18 protein-coding genes and 1 tRNA gene are annotated in these 18,192 nt (G+C 44.2%); 7 read left to right on the plus strand and 12 right to left on the minus strand.

The window, feature by feature from the left end; translation table 11 throughout:
• Nucleotides 1-105 precede the first annotated feature (105 nt).
• Nucleotides 106-1,086 carry a phenylalanine--tRNA ligase subunit alpha gene (gene pheS, locus E5Y90_RS11565; RefSeq protein WP_174660254.1) on the minus strand — a complete coding sequence of 327 codons (981 nt, stop codon included), beginning with the start codon at nucleotides 1,084-1,086 and terminating at the stop codon, nucleotides 106-108.
• Between the two features lie 161 nt (nucleotides 1,087-1,247).
• Between pheS and E5Y90_RS11570 the strand changes: the two genes are divergently transcribed.
• Nucleotides 1,248-2,270 (plus strand): hypothetical protein, encoded by a 1,023-nt coding sequence (locus E5Y90_RS11570; RefSeq protein WP_174660255.1) that lies wholly within the window; start codon nucleotides 1,248-1,250, stop codon nucleotides 2,268-2,270.
• Nucleotides 2,271-2,940: 670 nt separating this feature from the next.
• On the opposite strand, the gene E5Y90_RS11575 is transcribed toward E5Y90_RS11570, so the two are convergent.
• The 3 genes from E5Y90_RS11575 to rpmI form a co-directional block, all read right to left on the minus strand.
• Nucleotides 2,941-3,321 carry a hypothetical protein gene (locus E5Y90_RS11575; RefSeq protein WP_174660256.1) on the minus strand — a complete coding sequence of 127 codons (381 nt, stop codon included), beginning with the start codon at nucleotides 3,319-3,321 and terminating at the stop codon, nucleotides 2,941-2,943.
• Nucleotides 3,322-3,447: 126 nt separating this feature from the next.
• Complete coding sequence (rplT, locus tag E5Y90_RS11580) at nucleotides 3,448-3,807, minus strand: 50S ribosomal protein L20 (protein WP_004647525.1); 360 nt, start codon at nucleotides 3,805-3,807, stop codon at nucleotides 3,448-3,450.
• Between the two features lie 11 nt (nucleotides 3,808-3,818).
• Complete coding sequence (rpmI, locus tag E5Y90_RS11585; protein ID WP_001096359.1) at nucleotides 3,819-4,013, minus strand: 50S ribosomal protein L35; 195 nt, start codon at nucleotides 4,011-4,013, stop codon at nucleotides 3,819-3,821.
• Nucleotides 4,014-4,373: 360 nt separating this feature from the next.
• Between rpmI and E5Y90_RS11590 the strand changes: the two genes are divergently transcribed.
• Nucleotides 4,374-5,111, plus strand: coding sequence for a TonB family protein (locus E5Y90_RS11590; RefSeq protein WP_174660599.1), 738 nt, complete (start codon nucleotides 4,374-4,376; stop codon nucleotides 5,109-5,111).
• 24 nt (nucleotides 5,112-5,135) lie between these two features.
• On the opposite strand, the gene E5Y90_RS11595 is transcribed toward E5Y90_RS11590, so the two are convergent.
• The 3 genes from E5Y90_RS11595 to E5Y90_RS11605 all read right to left on the minus strand — a co-directional run bounded on the left by E5Y90_RS11595 (nucleotide 5,136) and on the right by E5Y90_RS11605 (nucleotide 6,561).
• Nucleotides 5,136-5,558 (minus strand): YqaA family protein, encoded by a 423-nt coding sequence (locus tag E5Y90_RS11595; protein ID WP_174660257.1) that lies wholly within the window; start codon nucleotides 5,556-5,558, stop codon nucleotides 5,136-5,138.
• 7 nt (nucleotides 5,559-5,565) lie between these two features.
• Nucleotides 5,566-5,856: a hypothetical protein gene (locus E5Y90_RS11600; RefSeq protein WP_151207474.1), complete on the minus strand. Its 291-nt coding sequence runs from the start codon at nucleotides 5,854-5,856 to the stop codon at nucleotides 5,566-5,568.
• 87 nt (nucleotides 5,857-5,943) lie between these two features.
• Nucleotides 5,944-6,561, minus strand: coding sequence for a glutathione S-transferase N-terminal domain-containing protein (locus E5Y90_RS11605; protein WP_174660258.1), 618 nt, complete (start codon nucleotides 6,559-6,561; stop codon nucleotides 5,944-5,946).
• 280 nt (nucleotides 6,562-6,841) lie between these two features.
• Between E5Y90_RS11605 and E5Y90_RS11610 the strand changes: the two genes are divergently transcribed.
• Nucleotides 6,842-7,315 (plus strand): Hsp20 family protein, encoded by a 474-nt coding sequence (locus tag E5Y90_RS11610; RefSeq protein WP_174660259.1) that lies wholly within the window; start codon nucleotides 6,842-6,844, stop codon nucleotides 7,313-7,315.
• 421 nt (nucleotides 7,316-7,736) lie between these two features.
• Here E5Y90_RS11610 and infC read toward each other — a convergent pair whose 3' ends face one another.
• The 4 genes from infC to E5Y90_RS11630 all read right to left on the minus strand — a co-directional run bounded on the left by infC (nucleotide 7,737) and on the right by E5Y90_RS11630 (nucleotide 12,910).
• The gene (gene infC / locus E5Y90_RS11615) at nucleotides 7,737-8,234 is read right to left on the minus strand and encodes a translation initiation factor IF-3 (RefSeq protein ID WP_218955312.1); all 498 of its coding nucleotides are present in this window, start codon (nucleotides 8,232-8,234) and stop codon (nucleotides 7,737-7,739) included.
• Nucleotides 8,235-8,293: 59 nt separating this feature from the next.
• A complete protein-coding gene (gene thrS / locus E5Y90_RS11620) occupies nucleotides 8,294-10,216 on the minus strand; it encodes a threonine--tRNA ligase (RefSeq protein ID WP_151203665.1) in 1,923 nt (640 codons plus the stop codon).
• A 227-nt stretch (nucleotides 10,217-10,443) separates the two neighbouring features.
• Complete coding sequence (locus tag E5Y90_RS11625; protein WP_174660260.1) at nucleotides 10,444-11,616, minus strand: alanine racemase; 1,173 nt, start codon at nucleotides 11,614-11,616, stop codon at nucleotides 10,444-10,446.
• Nucleotides 11,617-11,626: 10 nt separating this feature from the next.
• The gene (locus tag E5Y90_RS11630; RefSeq protein WP_174660261.1) at nucleotides 11,627-12,910 is read right to left on the minus strand and encodes a D-arabinono-1,4-lactone oxidase; all 1,284 of its coding nucleotides are present in this window, start codon (nucleotides 12,908-12,910) and stop codon (nucleotides 11,627-11,629) included.
• 225 nt (nucleotides 12,911-13,135) lie between these two features.
• On the opposite strand from E5Y90_RS11630, the gene E5Y90_RS11635 reads away from it, so the two are divergent.
• The gene (locus E5Y90_RS11635; RefSeq protein WP_174660262.1) at nucleotides 13,136-14,779 is read left to right on the plus strand and encodes an acyl-CoA synthetase; all 1,644 of its coding nucleotides are present in this window, start codon (nucleotides 13,136-13,138) and stop codon (nucleotides 14,777-14,779) included.
• 233 nt (nucleotides 14,780-15,012) lie between these two features.
• The gene (locus E5Y90_RS11640; protein WP_174660263.1) at nucleotides 15,013-15,639 is read left to right on the plus strand and encodes an SOS response-associated peptidase; all 627 of its coding nucleotides are present in this window, start codon (nucleotides 15,013-15,015) and stop codon (nucleotides 15,637-15,639) included.
• A 198-nt stretch (nucleotides 15,640-15,837) separates the two neighbouring features.
• On the opposite strand, the gene E5Y90_RS11645 is transcribed toward E5Y90_RS11640, so the two are convergent.
• Nucleotides 15,838-15,924, minus strand: a tRNA-Leu gene (locus E5Y90_RS11645).
• A 167-nt stretch (nucleotides 15,925-16,091) separates the two neighbouring features.
• On the opposite strand from E5Y90_RS11645, the gene queA reads away from it, so the two are divergent.
• On the plus strand, nucleotides 16,092-17,126 hold the full coding sequence (queA, locus tag E5Y90_RS11650; RefSeq protein WP_151207459.1) for a tRNA preQ1(34) S-adenosylmethionine ribosyltransferase-isomerase QueA: 1,035 nt from the start codon (nucleotides 16,092-16,094) through the stop codon (nucleotides 17,124-17,126).
• A gap of 16 nt (nucleotides 17,127-17,142) precedes the next feature.
• Nucleotides 17,143-18,171: a hypothetical protein gene (locus E5Y90_RS11655; protein ID WP_174660264.1), complete on the plus strand. Its 1,029-nt coding sequence runs from the start codon at nucleotides 17,143-17,145 to the stop codon at nucleotides 18,169-18,171.
• The last annotated feature ends 21 nt before the right edge of the window (nucleotides 18,172-18,192 follow it).

Raw genomic sequence — 18,192 nt, forward strand, 5'->3', positions numbered from 1 at the left:
GAATCCCCCTCTACCCCCCATTTTCCAAAGGGGGAGAACTCCATCTATTTCGCGGAGTCCCTCTCCTTTTTAAAAGGAGAGGTTGGAGAGGATTATTAAAAAGTTTTAAGCAAACTGGCGTAAAAAACGCACATCATTTTGATAGAACATACGCAAGTCATTAATGCCATAACGTAGCATGGCAAAACGCTCTACCCCCAAACCAAATGCAAAACCTTTGTATTGTTCCGGATCAATGCCTGCTGCACGCAGTACATTTGGATGCACCATTCCGCAGCCTAGTACTTCCAGCCATTTGCCGCGCTCATCCATAATATCCACTTCAGCACTTGGCTCAGTGAATGGGAAATAAGACGGACGGAAACGTACTGTTAAATCTTTTTCAAAGAATTCATTCAGTAGATTGACTAGCAAACCTTTCAGTTCAGCAAAGCTGGTATTTTCCGCAACGTATAACCCTTCGATCTGATGGAACATCGGTGAATGCGTCTGGTCCGAGTCACAGCGATATACCCGCCCCGGACAGACAATACGGATCGGCGGTTGCTGGGTTTCCATGGTACGGATCTGCACTCCAGACGTATGGGTACGCAGCAGGTGGTTAACATCAAAATAGAAGGTATCATGCATGGCACGTGCAGGGTGATGTCCCGGGATATTCAGGGCTTCAAAGTTATGATAGTCATCTTCAACTTCTGGACCTGTTGCCACGGTAAAACCGGCTTTGGTAAAGAACTGGCAAATACGTTCCTGAACCTGGGTCACCGGATGGATACTGCCCACCTGCTGACCGCGACCCGGCAACGTAATATCAATTGTTTCGCTCGCCAGCTTTTGTTCTAATGCGGCTTGATGCAGTTCAGCCTGACGTGCGGTCAAAGCATTGGTAATTGCTTCACGGACTGCATGAATTTGTGCGCCGAACGCTTTACGCTGTTCAGGATCCATTTTACCCAGCGACTTAGATTGTTCCGCGAGCTGGCTTTTTTTCCCTGTAAATTGCACTCGGGCTTGATCAAGTGCAGCAAGGTCTTGAGCTGCTGCAATCGCAGCGAGCGCTTCAGTGGTCAGGGCTTCCAGTGACATAGTAACTCTCAAAGCAACAGGTTAAAAAATTATTTTAAAAAACCCCATATTCTAACAGTTTTTAAAGACTTTGATGAAGAGACCTGTACAGGAAAATTAGATTGGCAGGATCAAATATAAAAAGTATAAGATATAAACAATATCAAAGAGATCAAATCACTATGGCACTCGATCAAATTTGGAAACAGCAACTGACCCTTGTGACTTATGGTAACGAGTTTCTGACTCAGGATCTTGGCTTTAGCCAGTGGCTGAATCACTCCATTTTTAATCAGCACCATTTGACTTTTCGTGACCTGCTTTCACAGCATCTCTTGGCCCAACACTTTCAGATCTGGCTGGAAGGCTTAAAAAAACAGGGGGTTCACCGCTTGAGCCTGCACTCCTCACATTTACTGGAAGATGAAAAGAACCCCAATGCCAATGTCGAACTGGTGCCTTTCGCGCATGTGATTATCAGCCATGGAAAGCAGGAGAAAATGGCCTGGATGATTGGGAAGGAACTGGCAGAATGGTATAACGCAGATAATGACTATGAAGTCCCTCCTGCTCAGCAGTCTCCTTTGCGGCAGGAAACCTTCTGGGGTTATCAGTTAAATTCCAAATTGGCCAAACGCATTAATGCCGATCTGGAGGCACCAAACTGGGATGATATTCAGACTTATACCGAACAGGAGCTGTTTCAAAATAGATGGGCCCAAGGTTTTACAGAGCCGACTTATAGCTTTTTGCCTTATTATGGCAGCATCCCGGCGTTGCAAGCTGATTCAAACACCCATCTAGCTTTAATCCCGACCAATTACTCAGCAGATTATGTCCATCAGACCCTTTATCGTCTAGAAGCCTTAAGTGATTTTATTGATAACCAGATTCAGCATCCTTATCATGCGGAGGGAGAGATTTTAAGCCCTGAACAGCAACTGGATTTACGCCATTTCTCGCAAAAGATTGATGATTTAACTGCAAAATTTATTGTTAAAGTGGCGAATCACTACAAGACGGCTCAACTGAGCAGCAAAGCGACTCCTGATCCATTCGCTGGCATGACGACGGACAAACATGTATCGGCAAGTTCTAAGGCACACAAACCGCAAGACCCAGGCAAGTCCAGTGCGACCAATGTATTAACTTTAATTATTATCACCGTGATTATCTGTCTGATTGGCTACTATTTTGGCCTGTAGTTTTGTTGATAGGGCTGCTATTCGACTCTGTTTTGTGCATTAAATTGTATCTTCAACTGTCGTGTTCCTTTAATGCAGAGCGCCCTAACATCTGTGAATTAAAGCAGATTTATAGAACGAGATGACAATTTAAAGGATGTTGGTATCAAACCTGAGACAATACAGGAGTACCCAGCTAAGCGAAAAAATCATCAGTTTCTTTTTGACTTTTTACAGGTATCCACCGGCTATACCCAGATTCGGGTAGATTCTTCATCTGCACATATTTTTTCCCGGTTTTTGCGGTGTGTACCAAGCATCCAGTAGACCATCGAATGCTATCCAAACATCCGCGACAAACTTTCCTAATTACTCGAATTAGACTATAAATTCTGTTGATGCCATGCCCGATGAAATACATGCTTAACAGAACAGTATAAATTTACTGAAAAGGGCAAATCCAGCCAAAATAGGTTATCCAACTCAATATAATGCAAGCCGATTTTATATACCAAAGCCCTGAAAAAATGATTTTCCCTGTAGCAGAGGTAGCAACAGCGTTAATTTTATTCATTTCAGCCATCATTTACAGTATGGCTCTCAAGTCATCTGATCAATGCATATCAGTTAAAGCCGCTGCACGTGCTTAGTCACTAATACGCGAAATGGCCGTCTCTACCCTAATTAATCTTTAGCCCTCGTCATAATCCAGCTCATCTTCAGCAAGGTTAATAAAGTCGGGTACTGGGGTTATATTAAATTGGACCGCCTGAATGGTTTCCTGATGCAATAATTGGGCTTTTGCCACTCGATGCATTCCATCCATCACTCTCCCTGCTGCGCATAAAATAATGGGATAACTTAAATCAGCTTCTTGAATCAACTGAATATGTTCAATAATTTGCTGCGTGGTAGGATGAGTTTCAGGAAACCAATAGGCCTCATTCAGCTCTTGAATAGCTGCCACTGGAGTTTGTTTAATCTGTAAGCTTTGGCTCAGCTTGACCAAACGATGCACATCCCAAATATGAGTATCATCGCCCACTTGTCTAAAATGATATTGTTGACGCATTTCAGCTTTCTCTAATGAAGGTAAAATCAGGGTTCAAACTTTTACTCATAATTTTATAATTCAACCATATACATAAAGGCACAAAAAAAGACCGCTAAAAGCGGTCTTTTTTTAAGTCCTAAAGACTTATGCAGCTAATGCATCTTTAGCTTTAGAAGCTAAAGCAGCAAATGCAACTGCGTCATGCATAGCGATGTCAGCAAGTACGCGACGGTCGATAATCACTTGAGCTTTTTTCAAGCCAGCGATCATACGGCTGTATGACAAACCATTTTGACGAGCACCAGCGTTGATACGCGCAATCCATAGAGCACGGAATTGACGTTTCTTCTGACGACGGTCACGGTAAGCGTATTGACCTGCTTTGATTACCGCTTGGAACGCTACGCGATATACGCGTGAACGAGCGCCGTAGTAACCTTTAGCACGAGCAAGAATTTTTTTATGACGGCGATGAGCCTGTACACCACGTTTTACACGAGCCATTTATAATCTCCTTAGATGTATGGGCACATACGACGAACTGAAGCAACGTCACTTACGTGAACCATTACACAGCCGCGCAATTGACGGATACGTTTAGCAGATTTTTTGGTCAAAATGTGGCGTTTGAACGCTTGTTTACGCTTGAAACCGTTTGCAGTCGCTTTGAAACGTTTAGCTGCACCACGGCGAGTTTTTAACTTAGCCATAACAACCTCTTTAAACACCTGTTCGGCACGTCTGCACCATTGCAACAACGACCTGCAGGTAAGGGAGCGCACATTCTAATGCATCTTTGCTTAAAACAAAAGCACTAGTGCTTTTTTCTGAAGGAAATTGCAAAACTAACATTTTGCAGCAAGGGATTAAATTACGAAATTTACAAACCTTGCCATACTAATCATTGCATTCAACTGAACCCAACTCCAAGAGCCGTTTGCAGTCAACCTTAGCAAAGCTAAAGAAAAATAAGATTTTTATGTTTAATGCTTGCTCGTGTTGCCATTTCAGGAAATACTGCGCTGCAAGACTCATCGCCTTGTACTTTGCCTGATTTAAGACTCAAACTTATGAAACCTATCCTGTGTGTAATGCTATTCACTGCCCCTTTTGCCACGGCTTATAGCGCAACAATAAAAAACGTCAATCAATTACCCACACAATCTATTGATGTACAGCCTGCTCACCTGACCACACGTATTGAATGGAGCAAGTTTCCTCAACCTATTTATAATAATGATGAACTCAAAGGCCAGAATCGCTCTGCCATCGTCCGGATCTATGTCAATGAGCAGGGGCAAATAGAACAGGCCTCGATCCAGGAAAGCACCGGTTTTACCCAGCTTGATCAACGCCTGCTTCAGGCTGTAAAAGCAGCCAAAGCCAAACCACATATTGAAAATAAAACCACCCTGCCGCTGATTGGCTATCAGGTATTTAGCCTCAAACTGAAAGATGAGACTCAGACTGACTGTGAATATAGCTTTAACTCTAGTCACTGGCAGGCACAGCAGCAAGGGCAGAAAACCCATTTTCAATATCTGAGGCAGCCTCAGCTTGATCTTCATCCTGAGCAGCTGCATGGGCATGACCGCAAAGTTGAATTTAAAATGAAGCTCAATCGCGAAGGTCAGGTCAAAAGCGTTAAGATCAGACAAGGTTCGGGACGTTATGAAGTCGACCAGCAAGTGATCGCCGCCCTAAAAGGCACTGAAATCCGTAGTAAACGCCTTGCCAGCACCTTATGGCTGTATAAACCGTCCAGCCTTAGAGATGAAATTGAATTTAAACTCGATGAATGTCATTAAAAAAGAGGCGAACGCCTCTTTTTTTTACCACATACTAAAAGCCCAATAGAGAAATAGATAACGTCCGGTCTTGGCCAGGCTGACCATCCATAAAAAACGGCCAAACTTTTCCTTAAGCAAACCTGCAATCAGGGTAATCGGATCACCAATAATGGGCACCCAGCTAAAAAGTAGCGACCAATAACCATATTTCTGGTAAGTGCGTTGCGCTTTCAGCATCTGCTGCTCTGAAACAGGAAACCACTTTTTATGTTTATACTGTTCTACCCGCATACCTAAATACCAGTTCACACAAGAACCCAGAATATTTCCAAGGCTCGCCACCAGTATCAATAAGGCTGCATGATGATGTTCCTGCCAGAGCAAGCCCAATAAGACCGCTTCAGATTGCAACGGTAATAGAGTTGCCGCCCCGAATGCGGAAAGAAAGAGTAAAAGGAGCGACATACCAAACTTAAGGTTTTAAGCCCAGTTTCTTTTTTGCCTTTAGAAATTCCCAGTTTGCCCACAATACAGCGGCCACAATGATTGCCATACGCGCCCAGCCGTATCTGTCCGTGATCGGATCAATCGCGGCAGCCAAAATTTGCTGATCTTTGGTATTTAAGAGCGTAATAATATGATCAACATGGAAAATTTCAGCAATATATAGCAACAGACAAGCCGCCACCCCAAAAATAATACTCCAATAAATTCGCGTATTACTTTCAATAATCTTGGTTAAATTCAGAAAAAAATCTTGCATACATCTATCCAATAAAAACCACCGGAAAGGTGGTTTTATGTTTAAGAACTCTAGTTTAGCATAAACCTGCTTCATGCATGGCTTCGCCTAAACCTGGATTGCCAAGGCCTTTGCTACTGCAGGACGGGCTTTGATACGTGCAATATATTTTTCGACTTCAGGATAATCGGCCAGATCAATCTGCTGCCATTCATGCCGCAATAACCACGGAAAAATCGCTATATCGGCAATCGAATATTCACCTGCAACATAGTCCTGTCCCAGCAGCTGTGTATTCAATACCCCATATAAACGTTTGGATTCATTCACATAACGCTCAGTTGCATAGGCAATTCGCTCTGGTGCAAAACGACTAAAATGATGATTCTGGCCCAGCATTGGCCCCAGCCCACCCATTTGCCACATCAGCCATTGCTCGACCTGTACCCGTTTTAGCTCATCGTCTGGATAAAACAGCCCGGTTTTACGTCCTAAATACTGTAAAATTGCCCCCGATTCAAAAATTGAAATCGCCTGATGACGGGGACCATCCTGATCCACAATTGCAGGGATTTTATTATTAGGAGAAATCGCCAGAAAATCGGATTGAAACTGGTCATTTTCCAAAATATTAACCGGAATAAGCTGATATTTCAGGCCCATCTCTTCCAGGGCAATAGTAATTTTATGACCATTCGGGGTTGGCCAATAATATAGATCGATCATTCGATTTTATACTCCGTCTACCTGAAGAGCGACTTGTTTGAACAACGTAATAGAGCCATGAAAAAATAGCAAGCCATCACGCTATAAATTATTTTTACTTTAACTTCAGTATTTTATTATAAATTTATAAAAAATAAGTGAAAAAATCTTGAAATTTTCCCGCTAAATCACATATTGAATATGCGTAAGGATAAAAGTTTTCTTTCGCTCTGTCGATGATAATCATGACAGATTTGAATTCTTGTTATTAAAACTTTGCTGACCTCAGGAGGTTCTAATTATGAGCAACTTAAATCTTCATCCATTGTTCCGTCGTAGCATTGGCTTTGATCGCTTAAACGATTTTATTGACTACGCGATGCAAAGCGACACACCCAACTATCCACCTTACAATATTGAAAAACATGGTGAAAATCATTACCGCATTGTAGTGGCAACTGCTGGCTTTAATCAGAACGAACTGGATATTTCAATTGAAAATCGTTTATTAACCATCTCCGGCAAGCCCGAAGCAGTACAAACAGAAAGTACTGAATACCTGCATAAAGGTATTGCTCGTCGCGCCTTTAGGCTGTCATTGCGTTTAGATGAGCATATTGAAGTACAACAAGCCGATTATGAAAATGGTCTGTTGGTGATTGATCTGCAACGTATCATTCCAGAAGAAAAGTTGCCACGACAAATCCCGATCGGCAAAAAGTTACTGCTAGAAAGTTCAGAAGATGTGACCGAAAAAACAGTGAATGCGGAATAATGTTTTTATGCAAAGAAAGACTCCAATTGGAGTCTTTCTTTTTTATACATAACAGTCTAGTGGATTCAAAATATACATAATAAAAAATAGATGAAACCTCAATCTTTCATAAAACAATATCCGGTTGATATTTTGAAATATATGAGCTTATTTTTTTATTCTCTTTCCTGTCTTGGCCACTTTAGTTATTTTCTAGATCGGGCGGAGCAACAATAGGACTTATGCGGAAATCTGACAGCTATTCATTGCGTTTGAGAGACATAAATTCAGCCTCATGTATTTACTCAACTTTTCTAAACAGTACCGGCATTCGATTGTTCAAATGTTTCAAGACCAGTGGAACTTAAAACCCCCATCAAGACTCATAAAACCAACATAAAAAAGCCCTGCAATTGCAGGGCTTTTTAGACTCAATGAGTGCTTACTTTTTCTTTTTAGGACCAAGCAGCATACCCATTTGACGGCCTTCCATTTTTGGTGCTTGTTCGACTGTACCGTATTCAGCTACATCTGTTTCAATTTTTTGCAATTGAGCCAGACCTAACTGCTGGTGAGCCATTTCACGACCACGGAAACGCAAGGTAATTTTCACTTTGTTGCCATCTTCAAGGAACTTGATGATTGCGCGTAATTTTACGTTGTAATCACCAACATCAGTACCCGGGCGCAGTTTGATTTCTTTCACCTGGACTTGATGCTGTTTTTTCTTCGCTTCTTTCTGCTTTTGCTTTAAATCAAACAAATGCTTGTTGAAGTCCATGATTTTACAAACAGGTGGCTCGGCATTCGCTACGATCTCCACAAGATCAAGCTCAACGCTTTCTGCTGCGCGCAGGGCTTCAGCTAAGCTTACAATCCCTTTTTGCTCACCATTTTCGTCTACAAGACGGACTTCTTTTGCACGAATTTCATCATTCAAGGCAGGACGGTTTGATTTGTTACCACCCTGTTGATTACGGTCAGGCTGTTTAATCGCTGTTACTCCACAATGTACCGGCCGCGTTCGGCTACGGCTGCTTTTACTAGGTCAACGAAAGTATCGATTGACATAGTACCCAAATTTTTCCCTGAGCGGGTACGAACATTTACTGTACCTTCCTCAACTTCACGGTCCCCAAGTACCAGTAAGTATGGAATACGCTCTAAAGTACGTTCACGAATCTTAAAGCCGATTTTCTCATTTCTCAAGTCAGAAATTGCTCGAATTCCGTTTTCTTTAAGTTTCGCGACGACTGACTCACAAGCTTCAGCTTGAGAATCGGTAATATTCATTACACATGCTTGCACAGGTGACAACCAAGGTGGCATCAAACCTGCATAGTGTTCAATGAGTATACCAATAAAACGCTCAAAACTGCCAAGTATTGCACGATGTAACATTACTGGCTGATCTCGGTCGTTATCTTCAGTGACATAAGAGGCGTCAAGGCGCTCTGGCAAGTTAAAGTCACACTGGATCGTACCACATTGCCATACACGACCTAAGCAGTCTTTCAAGGAGAATTCGATCTTCGGACCATAGAATGCCCCTTCACCTGGCTGAAGCTCCCATTCCAGTCCAGCAGCATCTAACGCATCTGCCAGAGATTTTTCGGCCAGATCCCAAAGTGCGTCCTCACCCACACGTTTTTCAGGACGCGTGGACAGCTTCATCTGTACGTCTTCAAAACCAAAGTCTTTGTATACATCCAGTGTCAATTTAATAAAGTCTGCAACTTCTGTGCCGATTTGCTCTTTGGTACAGAAAATGTGTGCATCATCCTGAGTAAAACCACGAACACGCATAATGCCGTGTAAAGAACCTGATGGCTCGTTACGATGACATGAACCAAACTCTGCCAGACGAATTGGAAGATCACGGTAAGATTTCAGCCCCTGGTTGAATACCTGTACGTGACAAGGACAGTTCATCGGCTTTACAGCATAGTTACGGTTTTCAGAATGCGTGGTAAACATGTTTTCCGCATAGTTGGCCGCATGCCCCGATTTTTCCCACAACGTAAAGTCGACCACTTGCGGAGTACGGATTTCTTCATAACCGTTGTCTTGCTGCACTTTACGCATATACTGTTCAAGCACTTGGTAAATGGTCCAGCCATTTGGATGCCAGAATACCATGCCCGGTGCTTCTTCCTGCATATGGAACAGGTTCAGTGCCTTACCGATTTTACGATGATCACGCTTTTCAGCTTCTTCAATACGCTTGATATAGGCAGCCAGCTGTTTCTTGTCAGCCCATGCGGTACCATAAATCCGTTGCAACTGTTCGTTTTTCGCATCACCGCGCCAGTAAGCGCCTGAAATTTTGGTCAGCTTGAACGATTTTAAGAATTTGGTATTGGGAACGTGCGGACCGCGACACATGTCCAGATAATCTTGATGATAATACAAGCCCATCTGGGTTTCTTCTGGCATGTCTGCAATCAGGCGCAGTTTATACTCTTCGCCACGTGCAGTGAATTCTGCAATCACCTCATCACGCGGTGTCATTTTTTTCACGACATCATAGTCCTGATCGATGAGCTTTTTCATACGCTCTTCAATCGCGGCCATATCATCCAGTGTAAACGGACGTGGCATCCAGATGTCATAGTAGAAGCCTTCTTCAATGACCGGCCCAATTACCATCTTCGCTTCCGGGAACAATTGCTTCACTGCATGTCCCACCAAGTGCGCACAAGAGTGGCGGATAATCTCGACACCCTCTTCATCTTTAGGTGTAATGATTTGCAGGGTGGCATCTTCAGTGATCAGATCACACGCATCGACCAGACGGTCATTCACACGACCTGCAACCGTGTTTTTCGCAAGCCCAGGACCGATGCTTTGAGCAACGTCCATCACGGATACGGCTTGATCAAACTGTTTTTGATCGCCATTGGGCAAAGTGATAATTGGCATAGAAAATCCTTAAGGAGTGATGCCCCGTACCATGGAGCATGTCACCGCGAGATTATGATCGAGGCAAAGCCTCAAAAGATAAAAACGGTGGATAAATAAAAAATCATTTGGAATTTTACACGGCTTGGCCACATGATTAAACCTTTTCCCCAATAAAAATAAGATTTAGGGCGAAAATCGCTCCAGCATAGTAAAGACTCCGGCTGATTTTTTGCTTCAGGATTTTCTTATTCCCGAAAGGTTTCCCATGCAGTCAATCGTCCTTCATGATAGGCATACAGTCGGGCAAACTGCGGAATCACCGCTTCACTTTGCAGGGGCCTTAAAAACACATAATCATCAACGCTTACTGCACAGTGTTTGGGAATCTGGACCATTTCCTGATTGCTGCTACGTCCATACAGGGCATGTGGCTGGCTGTTTTCCGGATAAATATAATCTGCCTGCCAGTAGCCGCCATAAATAAAGGCGGCTTTATATCTATGCGGCAGACGATTCAGCACTTCCAGCCCCGGAATCTGACTATAAGGCAATATTTTTAAAATGGGCGCAGCAATCCATAAAGCACAGTGAAAAGCAGACAGAGGGTCCAACTCGAAATCACGCGGCTTGAGCAGCATCGAGCCAAAGGCCAGATCATTACAGACACTCTGCTGGCAATGCTGCATAAAGGTCGGACTGCCGCCACCGTTAAAGCACAGATCTGCCTGCCACAGCTCAGGAAACTGCTGTTGAAGAATAGTTTTATAGCGTTGATAAGTCTGCTGTGATTGTTGATAACTTTTTTCCGGGCTTTTCAGCACTTTTGGCAGCTTTGCAACATGGGCATCATAGCCCATCAGGCCGGAAAGCTGGAGAAAGTCGGGATGTTGCCGAATCAGCTCAAGTAAGGCGCTAAACTGCTCTGGATGACTGACACCACCCCGATGCAGGCCGACATCAATTTCAAGGTTGATGTTAAGACACAGCTTTAACTGCTGTGCCAGTTGCAGATATTGTTGCAGCCGTTCCAGATCATCCACCAGCCATTGAATATTTGTCGGTGGATACGACACATTTAGATCTGAACGGTTTTGATAAAACTGCTGGACTGCCTGAACAGGCATCGGTTTACCCAGCAAAATATCGGCCTGCTTGAATCTGCTCAGTAGGTCTGACAGATGTGGTAGATGAAAAACCATAAAACGCTGAGTCTTTAGCTTTTCACTGGCCACTTGCAGTAACTGCATACAGGCCAAAGATTTCACCACCAGACGTGGCTTGAGCTGAGCAGTAGCCAACTTGGACTGCACCATCTCCAGATTGGCGTGATAACAGGCCAAATCCAGAATCAGTTGTGGTGTACCCGTGCCCTGTTGCTTCAGGTCCTGAGTCAACTGCTGAAAATAAACAGCTTGCATCCTGCCTCTCCTACTCCGTCAAAAACAATTGTTTTAAATAAGGGTTTAGCCACTTTTGCTGCGGGTCAAGTTGCTGGCGCAAGGTCATAAACTCATCCCACTTCGGATAAAGTTCACGCAGGCCAGTCGCAGTCATGGAGTGTAATTTGCCCCAATGAGGACGTCCCTGATATTTCTGTAAAATCGGCTCAACCAGAGCAAATACAGCCTGATAATCCTGTTTATAAAACTGGTGAATCGAGATAGAAACTGAATCACGCTGATAAAATGGACTTAACCAGATGTCATCGCCTTTGACATAACGGAACTCGATCGGAAAAAATATCGGGGCGCGCTGCTGTTTTAAGGTCTGTAAAACTTCTTCCAGACATTGCAGGCCTAAATCAGCCGGCAGTTGGTACTCCATCTCATTAAATTTGGTATTGCGCGCTGTGGGGAAAATCCGGCTGGACCAGTCCACATAACAACTGGGTTTGACAAAAACACCGAGTAATTTTTGTAGATAAGAATTAGAGGCAGGAATAATTCGGGTCAACTCCGAACATACAGTCAGTAAATTATCTTCAGAAGGCCAGCCGTCCTCTCTGGGTTGAATAGCGTCATCGGTTTCATCCAATGTTTTCAGCACCACCACGTCGGAATGGATAAAAGCCCAGAATTCAATATGCCGATGCTGATTTTTCCAGTGTTCAAGCTGGGTAAAGACTTCTTTTAATCTACATAGCCGGATCTGTTCTTTTAACTTATAACAGGGGCGGTTTTGCAGGGTAATTTTGGTTAGTACACCCAAACTGCCCAGTGCTACCCGTCCTGCCTGAAAAATATCGCTATTTTGCTGTTGATTACATTGTAGCAACTCACCGTCCGCGGTCAGTAGTTCAAAACCCTGAACAAAAGCGGCAAGGCAAGGTAAATCGACTCCTGTGCCATGGGTCGCAGTAGAGATCGCACCTGCCAGACTTTGCTGGTCTATATCGCCCTGATTGATCAGCGCCTGATTGAAGGGCGTTAAATCCTTGCCCAATTCATAGAGTCGTGTGCCGGCCTGCACGGTGGCCCGGGTGTTTGCTTTATCCCAGGCCACAACGCCTCTTAAATGATCCAGATTTACTAAAATATTATCTGTGGTGGCGAGCGCACTAAAGGAATGTCCTGCACCGACAGCACGAATCTGCGCTGAAGATTTCACAATATGCTGTAAATGCTGGAGATGCTGAACCTGAATAATTTCCGGTCGCGCCTGCTGGCTGCCTGACCAGTTCTGCCACCTTCCCTCCGCCTGTCTTATTTTCATTATTCTTCCTTGACCATGAGGATTTATTTTTAATTAGAACAAAATACCCCAAAAAGCAAACATAGGAACCCGATAGTTCAAAAAAAATTAAACTAAAAAATAATTACGATTAAAATCAATATCTTAAAAACAATTAACAAAAGCTCGACTAAAGCATAACTGTCAGAGATACTGAAAAATGACTATTGTTAAAGGATGTAATAATAAAATTCATGGAGTAGAACAATGGTCAGCGCTTATGACGAATTACCACGCACACCGGCCAATTTTGTTGCGTTGTCTCCTTTGCGTTATCTGGAGCGTGCCGCCTATATTTATCCGACTCAGAATGCCATCATTCATGGCAAGCGTGAAATTAGCTGGCGTGAAACTTATCAGCGCTGCCGCCAGTTTGCCCATCAATTACAAAAGCTCGGCATTGGCAAAAATGATACCGTTTCGGTCCTGTTACCGAATATTCCAGCCATGATTGAAGCACACTTTGCTGTGCCGATGGCGGGTGCGGTACTGAATACGCTCAATACACGCCTCGACGCAAAAAACCTGGCCTTTATGCTGGAACATGCAGAAACCAAGGTGCTGCTGGTCGATCCGGAGTTTTCTGCTGTGGCCAAAGAAGCCCTGGACATGGTGCCTCAAGAAATTTTCGTCATTGATGTAGAAGATGAAAATTATGAAGAGTGCTTTACTACGCCGATTGGACAGATTGAGTACGAAGACTGGCTGGCTGAAGGAGATGCCAGTTTTGAGTGGCATTTACCGCAGGATGAATGGGATGCCATCAGTCTGAACTATACATCCGGCACTACCGGTAATCCTAAAGGTGTGGTCTATCACCATCGCGGTGCGTATATCAATGCGGCCAGCAATATCATTGCCTGTGGCATGACGCCACGCGCCACCTACTTATGGACTTTGCCTTTATTTCACTGTAATGGCTGGTGCTTTGCGTGGACCATGGCAGCAAATGGCGGAACCAATATCTGTCTGCGTAAAGTCGATCCGGAACTGATCTTTAAACTGATCGAGCAACACAAAGTGGACTACTTCTGTGCTGCGCCAATTGTCCTGTCTATGCTGATCAATACGCCTGAAGATAAAAAGGTAAACATTGAGCATCGTGTTGAAGTAATGGTGGCAGGTGCTGCACCACCTGCGGCAATTATTGAAGGTATGCGTAATATTGGGATTAATGTGACGCATGTGTATGGCCTGACTGAAACCTACGGTCCATCGGCGCTATGTGCTTCGCAAGCGGGCTGGTCAGAACTGTCCCTTCAGGAACAGGCGCAGCTGCACTCCCGTCAAGGGGTGCCTTATCCGCTACAAGATGGCATGAAAGTGCTGGACCCGGAAACCATGCAACCCGTGCCGAATGATGGCCAGACCATGGGTGAAATTATGTTCCGTGGCAATATTGTGATGAAAGGCTATTTAAAAAATCCGGAAGCAACCGCAGAAGCTTTTGCGGGTGGCTGGTTCCATACCGGTGACTTGGCTGTGTGCCAACCGGACGGCTATGCCAAAATCACGGACCGTTCAAAAGACGTAATTATTTCCGGTGGTGAGAATATATCTTCCCTAGAAGTGGAGGAAGTTTTATATCAACATCCGGCGGTACTAACCGCAGCAGTCGTTGCCAAACCTGACCCTCGCTGGCAGGAAGTCCCATGTGCCTTTATTGAACTAAAACAGGGCAGTCAGGTTACGGAAGAAGAAATTATCAATTTCTGTCGTGAGCATTTGGCACGTTTTAAAGTGCCAAAAGATGTGGTCATTACCGAGATTCCAAAAACCTCCACTGGTAAATTACAGAAGTTTGTCCTGCGTGAATGGGCCAAAGAACGTTCACAAGGTGAATTCTCTTAATTCATTGCGATAGTCCAAAACTGCCTCAAGCCTGAATTTTTCTGTTGCAATATAAAAAGGAGAATTTCAGGCGTGGGGCTTTTTTATGCTTAAAATAAAGTCATCAGATTACCTAGCTCAGCTCTGAAGTATTGATCCGGTAATCGTAGGCTTATTCAACACAGCAGCCCGATAAAGTCGGGTCTGTTCAGCCCCCCCTTGAATTGTGTTTTGTCGCATTCAGGAGATAAACAATGTGCGCCAATTTTCGTCCCATCAGCAGAGAGCAGGCTCAACTCCTGAAGCTGCCCGATCTACCTGAGTTTGACTTTAAGCCAGATATTTATCCGCTGAATGACTGCCCGCTTGTCCTTGCTGGCCCCCAAGGGCTTGAATGGCGTTCGGTCAAATTTGGCATGATTCCGAAATGGGCCAGAACGTTCAAAATTGGCAGAATGACCTACAACGCCCGAACTGAAACTATCGATGAAAAACCGAGTTTCAAAAACGCGTGGTATCACAACCAGTTTGCCCTGATTCCGGTGCAGATTATTTATGAACCCAAATATGTAGATGGCAAGGCCCAGCGCTGGGGCATCTATCGCAAAGATGGCCTCCCCTTTACCGTCGCTGCCCTCTATGAAAATACCACTTTAGAGGGGGAGCAGGTTCGCTCCATGTCTATGCTGACTATCAATGCTGACCAGCATCCACTTATGAAAAACTTCCACAAACCCGGAGCTGAAAAGCGCTCGATTATTGTGATTCCGGAGCAACTACGCGAGGACTGGTTATATGGTAATTTTGAAGATGCAGCGCAATTTTTTATCCATATGAATCCTGCGGAGTTTACTGCTTCTTTTATGCCGCGCAAGACTTAAGCACTGAACGGCTAGAAGATTTATTCGCTACTGGCATGATGATTCTGCTCGCTCCCTTTTCTTAAAGGAGGTTGTTTACTCGTTTTATGCAGTTAAGGTATAGAAAAATATTGCAAATATTCAATAACTTGCACTCAAAATAAAAACTTTCAGGCAATAAAAAACCCAAGACTGAATATGCTTGGGTTTTTTGAATTTTGGTCCCGAGGGTCGGACTCGAACCGACACGTCATCTCTGACAGCGGATTTTGAGTCCGCCGCGTCTACCAATTTCACCACCTCGGGAGTGGATGTCGGCTATATTACTCTGATTCGAAAACTTGTCAACGCAGAAAAAACACATTTGCTTAATTTTAAAACAATTGGCATTTTTTTGTTTTATAATCCGGCAATTCCCGCCACAAAAAAGAAAAAAGTTTATACTAGCCGTAGTTTTTTTATCGTAAATTGTCATGCAACTTTCTGATTTTAGTTTCGATCTCCCCGATGAGCTGATTGCCCGTTACCCGCTGGAACAACGCAGTGCCTCTCGCCTCCTGCATCTGGATGCACAAGGCCAATATCACGATCACCAGTTCACCGATATTCTGGATTTGCTGAATGAAGGAGATCTGCTGGTTCTGAATGACACCAAGGTCATGAAAGCGCGCCTGAAAGGGAAACGCGCATCAGGTGGCGCTGTTGAAGTGCTGGTCGAACGGATGATAGACCAGTTGGTTGCCCACTGTCATATCAAGGCCAGTAATACGCCTAAAGCTGGTGCAGAACTGTTTATTGGACCAGATGCTATTAAAGTCACGGTTCAGGGACGTCATGAGAACCTGTTTATTGTCGAATTCTCTCAGCCGATTCTAGAAGTACTAGATCAATACGGCGCCCTGCCGATTCCGCCTTATTTCAACCGTGAAGCGGAAGAGATTGATAGCGAGCGGTATCAGACTGTATTTAATGATCCGACCAAACTGGCCAGTGTTGCCGCACCCACTGCTTCTTTGCACTTCGATGTCAACTTATTGAATAAGCTAGAAGAAAAAGGCATTCAAAAGACTTTTGTGACCTTGCATGTGGGTGCAGGTACCTTCCTGCCCGTACGCACTGATGATATTGAAAATCACATCATGCACAGTGAATGGTGTCAGGTTTCAGATGAATCCATGGCGTTAATTAAAGCCACCAAAGCGCGTGGCAATAAAGTGATTGCCGTGGGAACCACTGCCACCCGGGCCACTGAAAGTGCGGCTCAGGCCAATGGTGGTGAATTGAAAGGCTGGACTGGCGATACCCAGATTTTTATCTATCCCGGTTATGAGTTCAAAGTGGTCGACCGCCTGATTAGCAACTTCCATTTGCCGGAATCCACCCTGCTGATGCTGGTATCGGCATTATCCAGCCGTGACCATATTCTGAAGGCCTATCAGCATGCGGTGGCCAGTCAATATCGCTTCTTCAGTTATGGCGATGCCATGCTGATTGATCAAGCCGAATAAAGCAGGAAGCTTCCCGATGCCGATCGACTCTGTGCAGCATTCCATTCATATTCGACGCAAGAAGAATAAAGTGGTGCTTCACAATATTGCGCGGCTCTGGCACTTGGGCCATCAGGCTAAAAGCTATCAGGAACTACTAGATGGCTTGCATCCCTGGAATGGCCCAATCACTTTAAAATTTGAAAATAACCTGCCACTCGCCTTGGGTGGAATCAGTATTTTTTTAATCATGGGTGTGTTTATCGCACCTGAAAACATCTGGGTTCAAAGCTGTGTATTTTTAGGTTGCCTGCTGCTGTTCGGTGCTTATATCAGTTATGAACACCGTAAGCCGCTGGATGACGTCATTCGCTATCTGGAAGAGGTGGCGATTGCAAAAAAATATCAGCTGGCTTTTCAACAACAACCGCAGCATATTTCTATTGCGCTGAATCCCCTGCATTTCATCAGTCATTTAAAGCGCCAGTTTCCGGTCTTTAACCAGGGTTCCCTGAGGAATGATATACAGCGTTATGCCAGTACCGTTTGGGAAGATGAAGATGGTCAGCAGCATCAGGTGCTGCTCTTTCAATATCATTATGTGCATGAAGTCCAGGTACGGGACAAAGAAGGCCAGCCGATCAAACTGACCGAAGTACATAAAGATCTGTGGGGAGTATTTGTGTTTGACATTCAAACTCAGGGACTGGCAGTCACCACAGCCCGAAAGAAATTTTATTATCCTTTTACCTACCCTTGGCACAGTAGTGATATTCGCACCAACCAGAAATTGAGCTTTTATGGTAGTGACCCGCTGCAGATGGCCAAACTCTACACTCCAGGTTTTGTACTCAGACTCGCTGACTTTTTTGAACGGCGTCAGGGAGACTTAATGTTTCAGCCGGAAAGTCAGCTGCTCTGCTACCTAGGACCCCACAATCTGTTTCAGGCATCGAGCAAACACGATAAAATTAACGATATTCCAGCATTGCGTGGGCATCTGAGAACGTTTAAATTAACCGAACTAGAAAAGTTACAACACGACTTACTACAGTTTTTAAAATAATTATTTCAACTTTAAGGGGGA

Source organism: Acinetobacter sp. 10FS3-1 (genome assembly GCF_013343215.1).
Classification (GTDB): Bacteria; Pseudomonadota; Gammaproteobacteria; order Pseudomonadales; family Moraxellaceae; genus Acinetobacter; species Acinetobacter lwoffii_C.

Excerpts from the sequence above, each read along its gene's own strand:
- E5Y90_RS11595 (WP_174660257.1), bottom strand. The coding sequence starts at position 5,558 with ATGTCGCTCCTTTTACTCTTTCTTTCCGCATTCGGGGCGGCAACTCTA.
- E5Y90_RS11625 (WP_174660260.1), bottom strand. The coding sequence starts at position 11,616 with ATGCAAGCTGTTTATTTTCAGCAGTTGACTCAGGACCTGAAGCAACAG.
- E5Y90_RS11575 (WP_174660256.1), bottom strand. The coding sequence starts at position 3,321 with ATGCGTCAACAATATCATTTTAGACAAGTGGGCGATGATACTCATATT.
- E5Y90_RS11635 (WP_174660262.1), top strand. The coding sequence starts at position 13,136 with ATGGTCAGCGCTTATGACGAATTACCACGCACACCGGCCAATTTTGTT.
- E5Y90_RS11570 (WP_174660255.1), top strand. The coding sequence starts at position 1,248 with ATGGCACTCGATCAAATTTGGAAACAGCAACTGACCCTTGTGACTTAT.
- E5Y90_RS11640 (WP_174660263.1), top strand. The coding sequence starts at position 15,013 with ATGTGCGCCAATTTTCGTCCCATCAGCAGAGAGCAGGCTCAACTCCTG.
- E5Y90_RS11630 (WP_174660261.1), bottom strand. The coding sequence starts at position 12,910 with ATGAAAATAAGACAGGCGGAGGGAAGGTGGCAGAACTGGTCAGGCAGC.
- rplT (WP_004647525.1), bottom strand. The coding sequence starts at position 3,807 with ATGGCTCGTGTAAAACGTGGTGTACAGGCTCATCGCCGTCATAAAAAA.
- E5Y90_RS11590 (WP_174660599.1), top strand. The coding sequence starts at position 4,374 with ATGAAACCTATCCTGTGTGTAATGCTATTCACTGCCCCTTTTGCCACG.
- rpmI (WP_001096359.1), bottom strand. The coding sequence starts at position 4,013 with ATGGCTAAGTTAAAAACTCGCCGTGGTGCAGCTAAACGTTTCAAAGCG.
- thrS (WP_151203665.1), bottom strand. The coding sequence starts at position 10,216 with ATGCCAATTATCACTTTGCCCAATGGCGATCAAAAACAGTTTGATCAA.
- pheS (WP_174660254.1), bottom strand. The coding sequence starts at position 1,086 with ATGTCACTGGAAGCCCTGACCACTGAAGCGCTCGCTGCGATTGCAGCA.
- E5Y90_RS11600 (WP_151207474.1), bottom strand. The coding sequence starts at position 5,856 with ATGCAAGATTTTTTTCTGAATTTAACCAAGATTATTGAAAGTAATACG.
- queA (WP_151207459.1), top strand. The coding sequence starts at position 16,092 with ATGCAACTTTCTGATTTTAGTTTCGATCTCCCCGATGAGCTGATTGCC.
- E5Y90_RS11605 (WP_174660258.1), bottom strand. The coding sequence starts at position 6,561 with ATGATCGATCTATATTATTGGCCAACCCCGAATGGTCATAAAATTACT.
- E5Y90_RS11610 (WP_174660259.1), top strand. The coding sequence starts at position 6,842 with ATGAGCAACTTAAATCTTCATCCATTGTTCCGTCGTAGCATTGGCTTT.
- E5Y90_RS11655 (WP_174660264.1), top strand. The coding sequence starts at position 17,143 with ATGCCGATCGACTCTGTGCAGCATTCCATTCATATTCGACGCAAGAAG.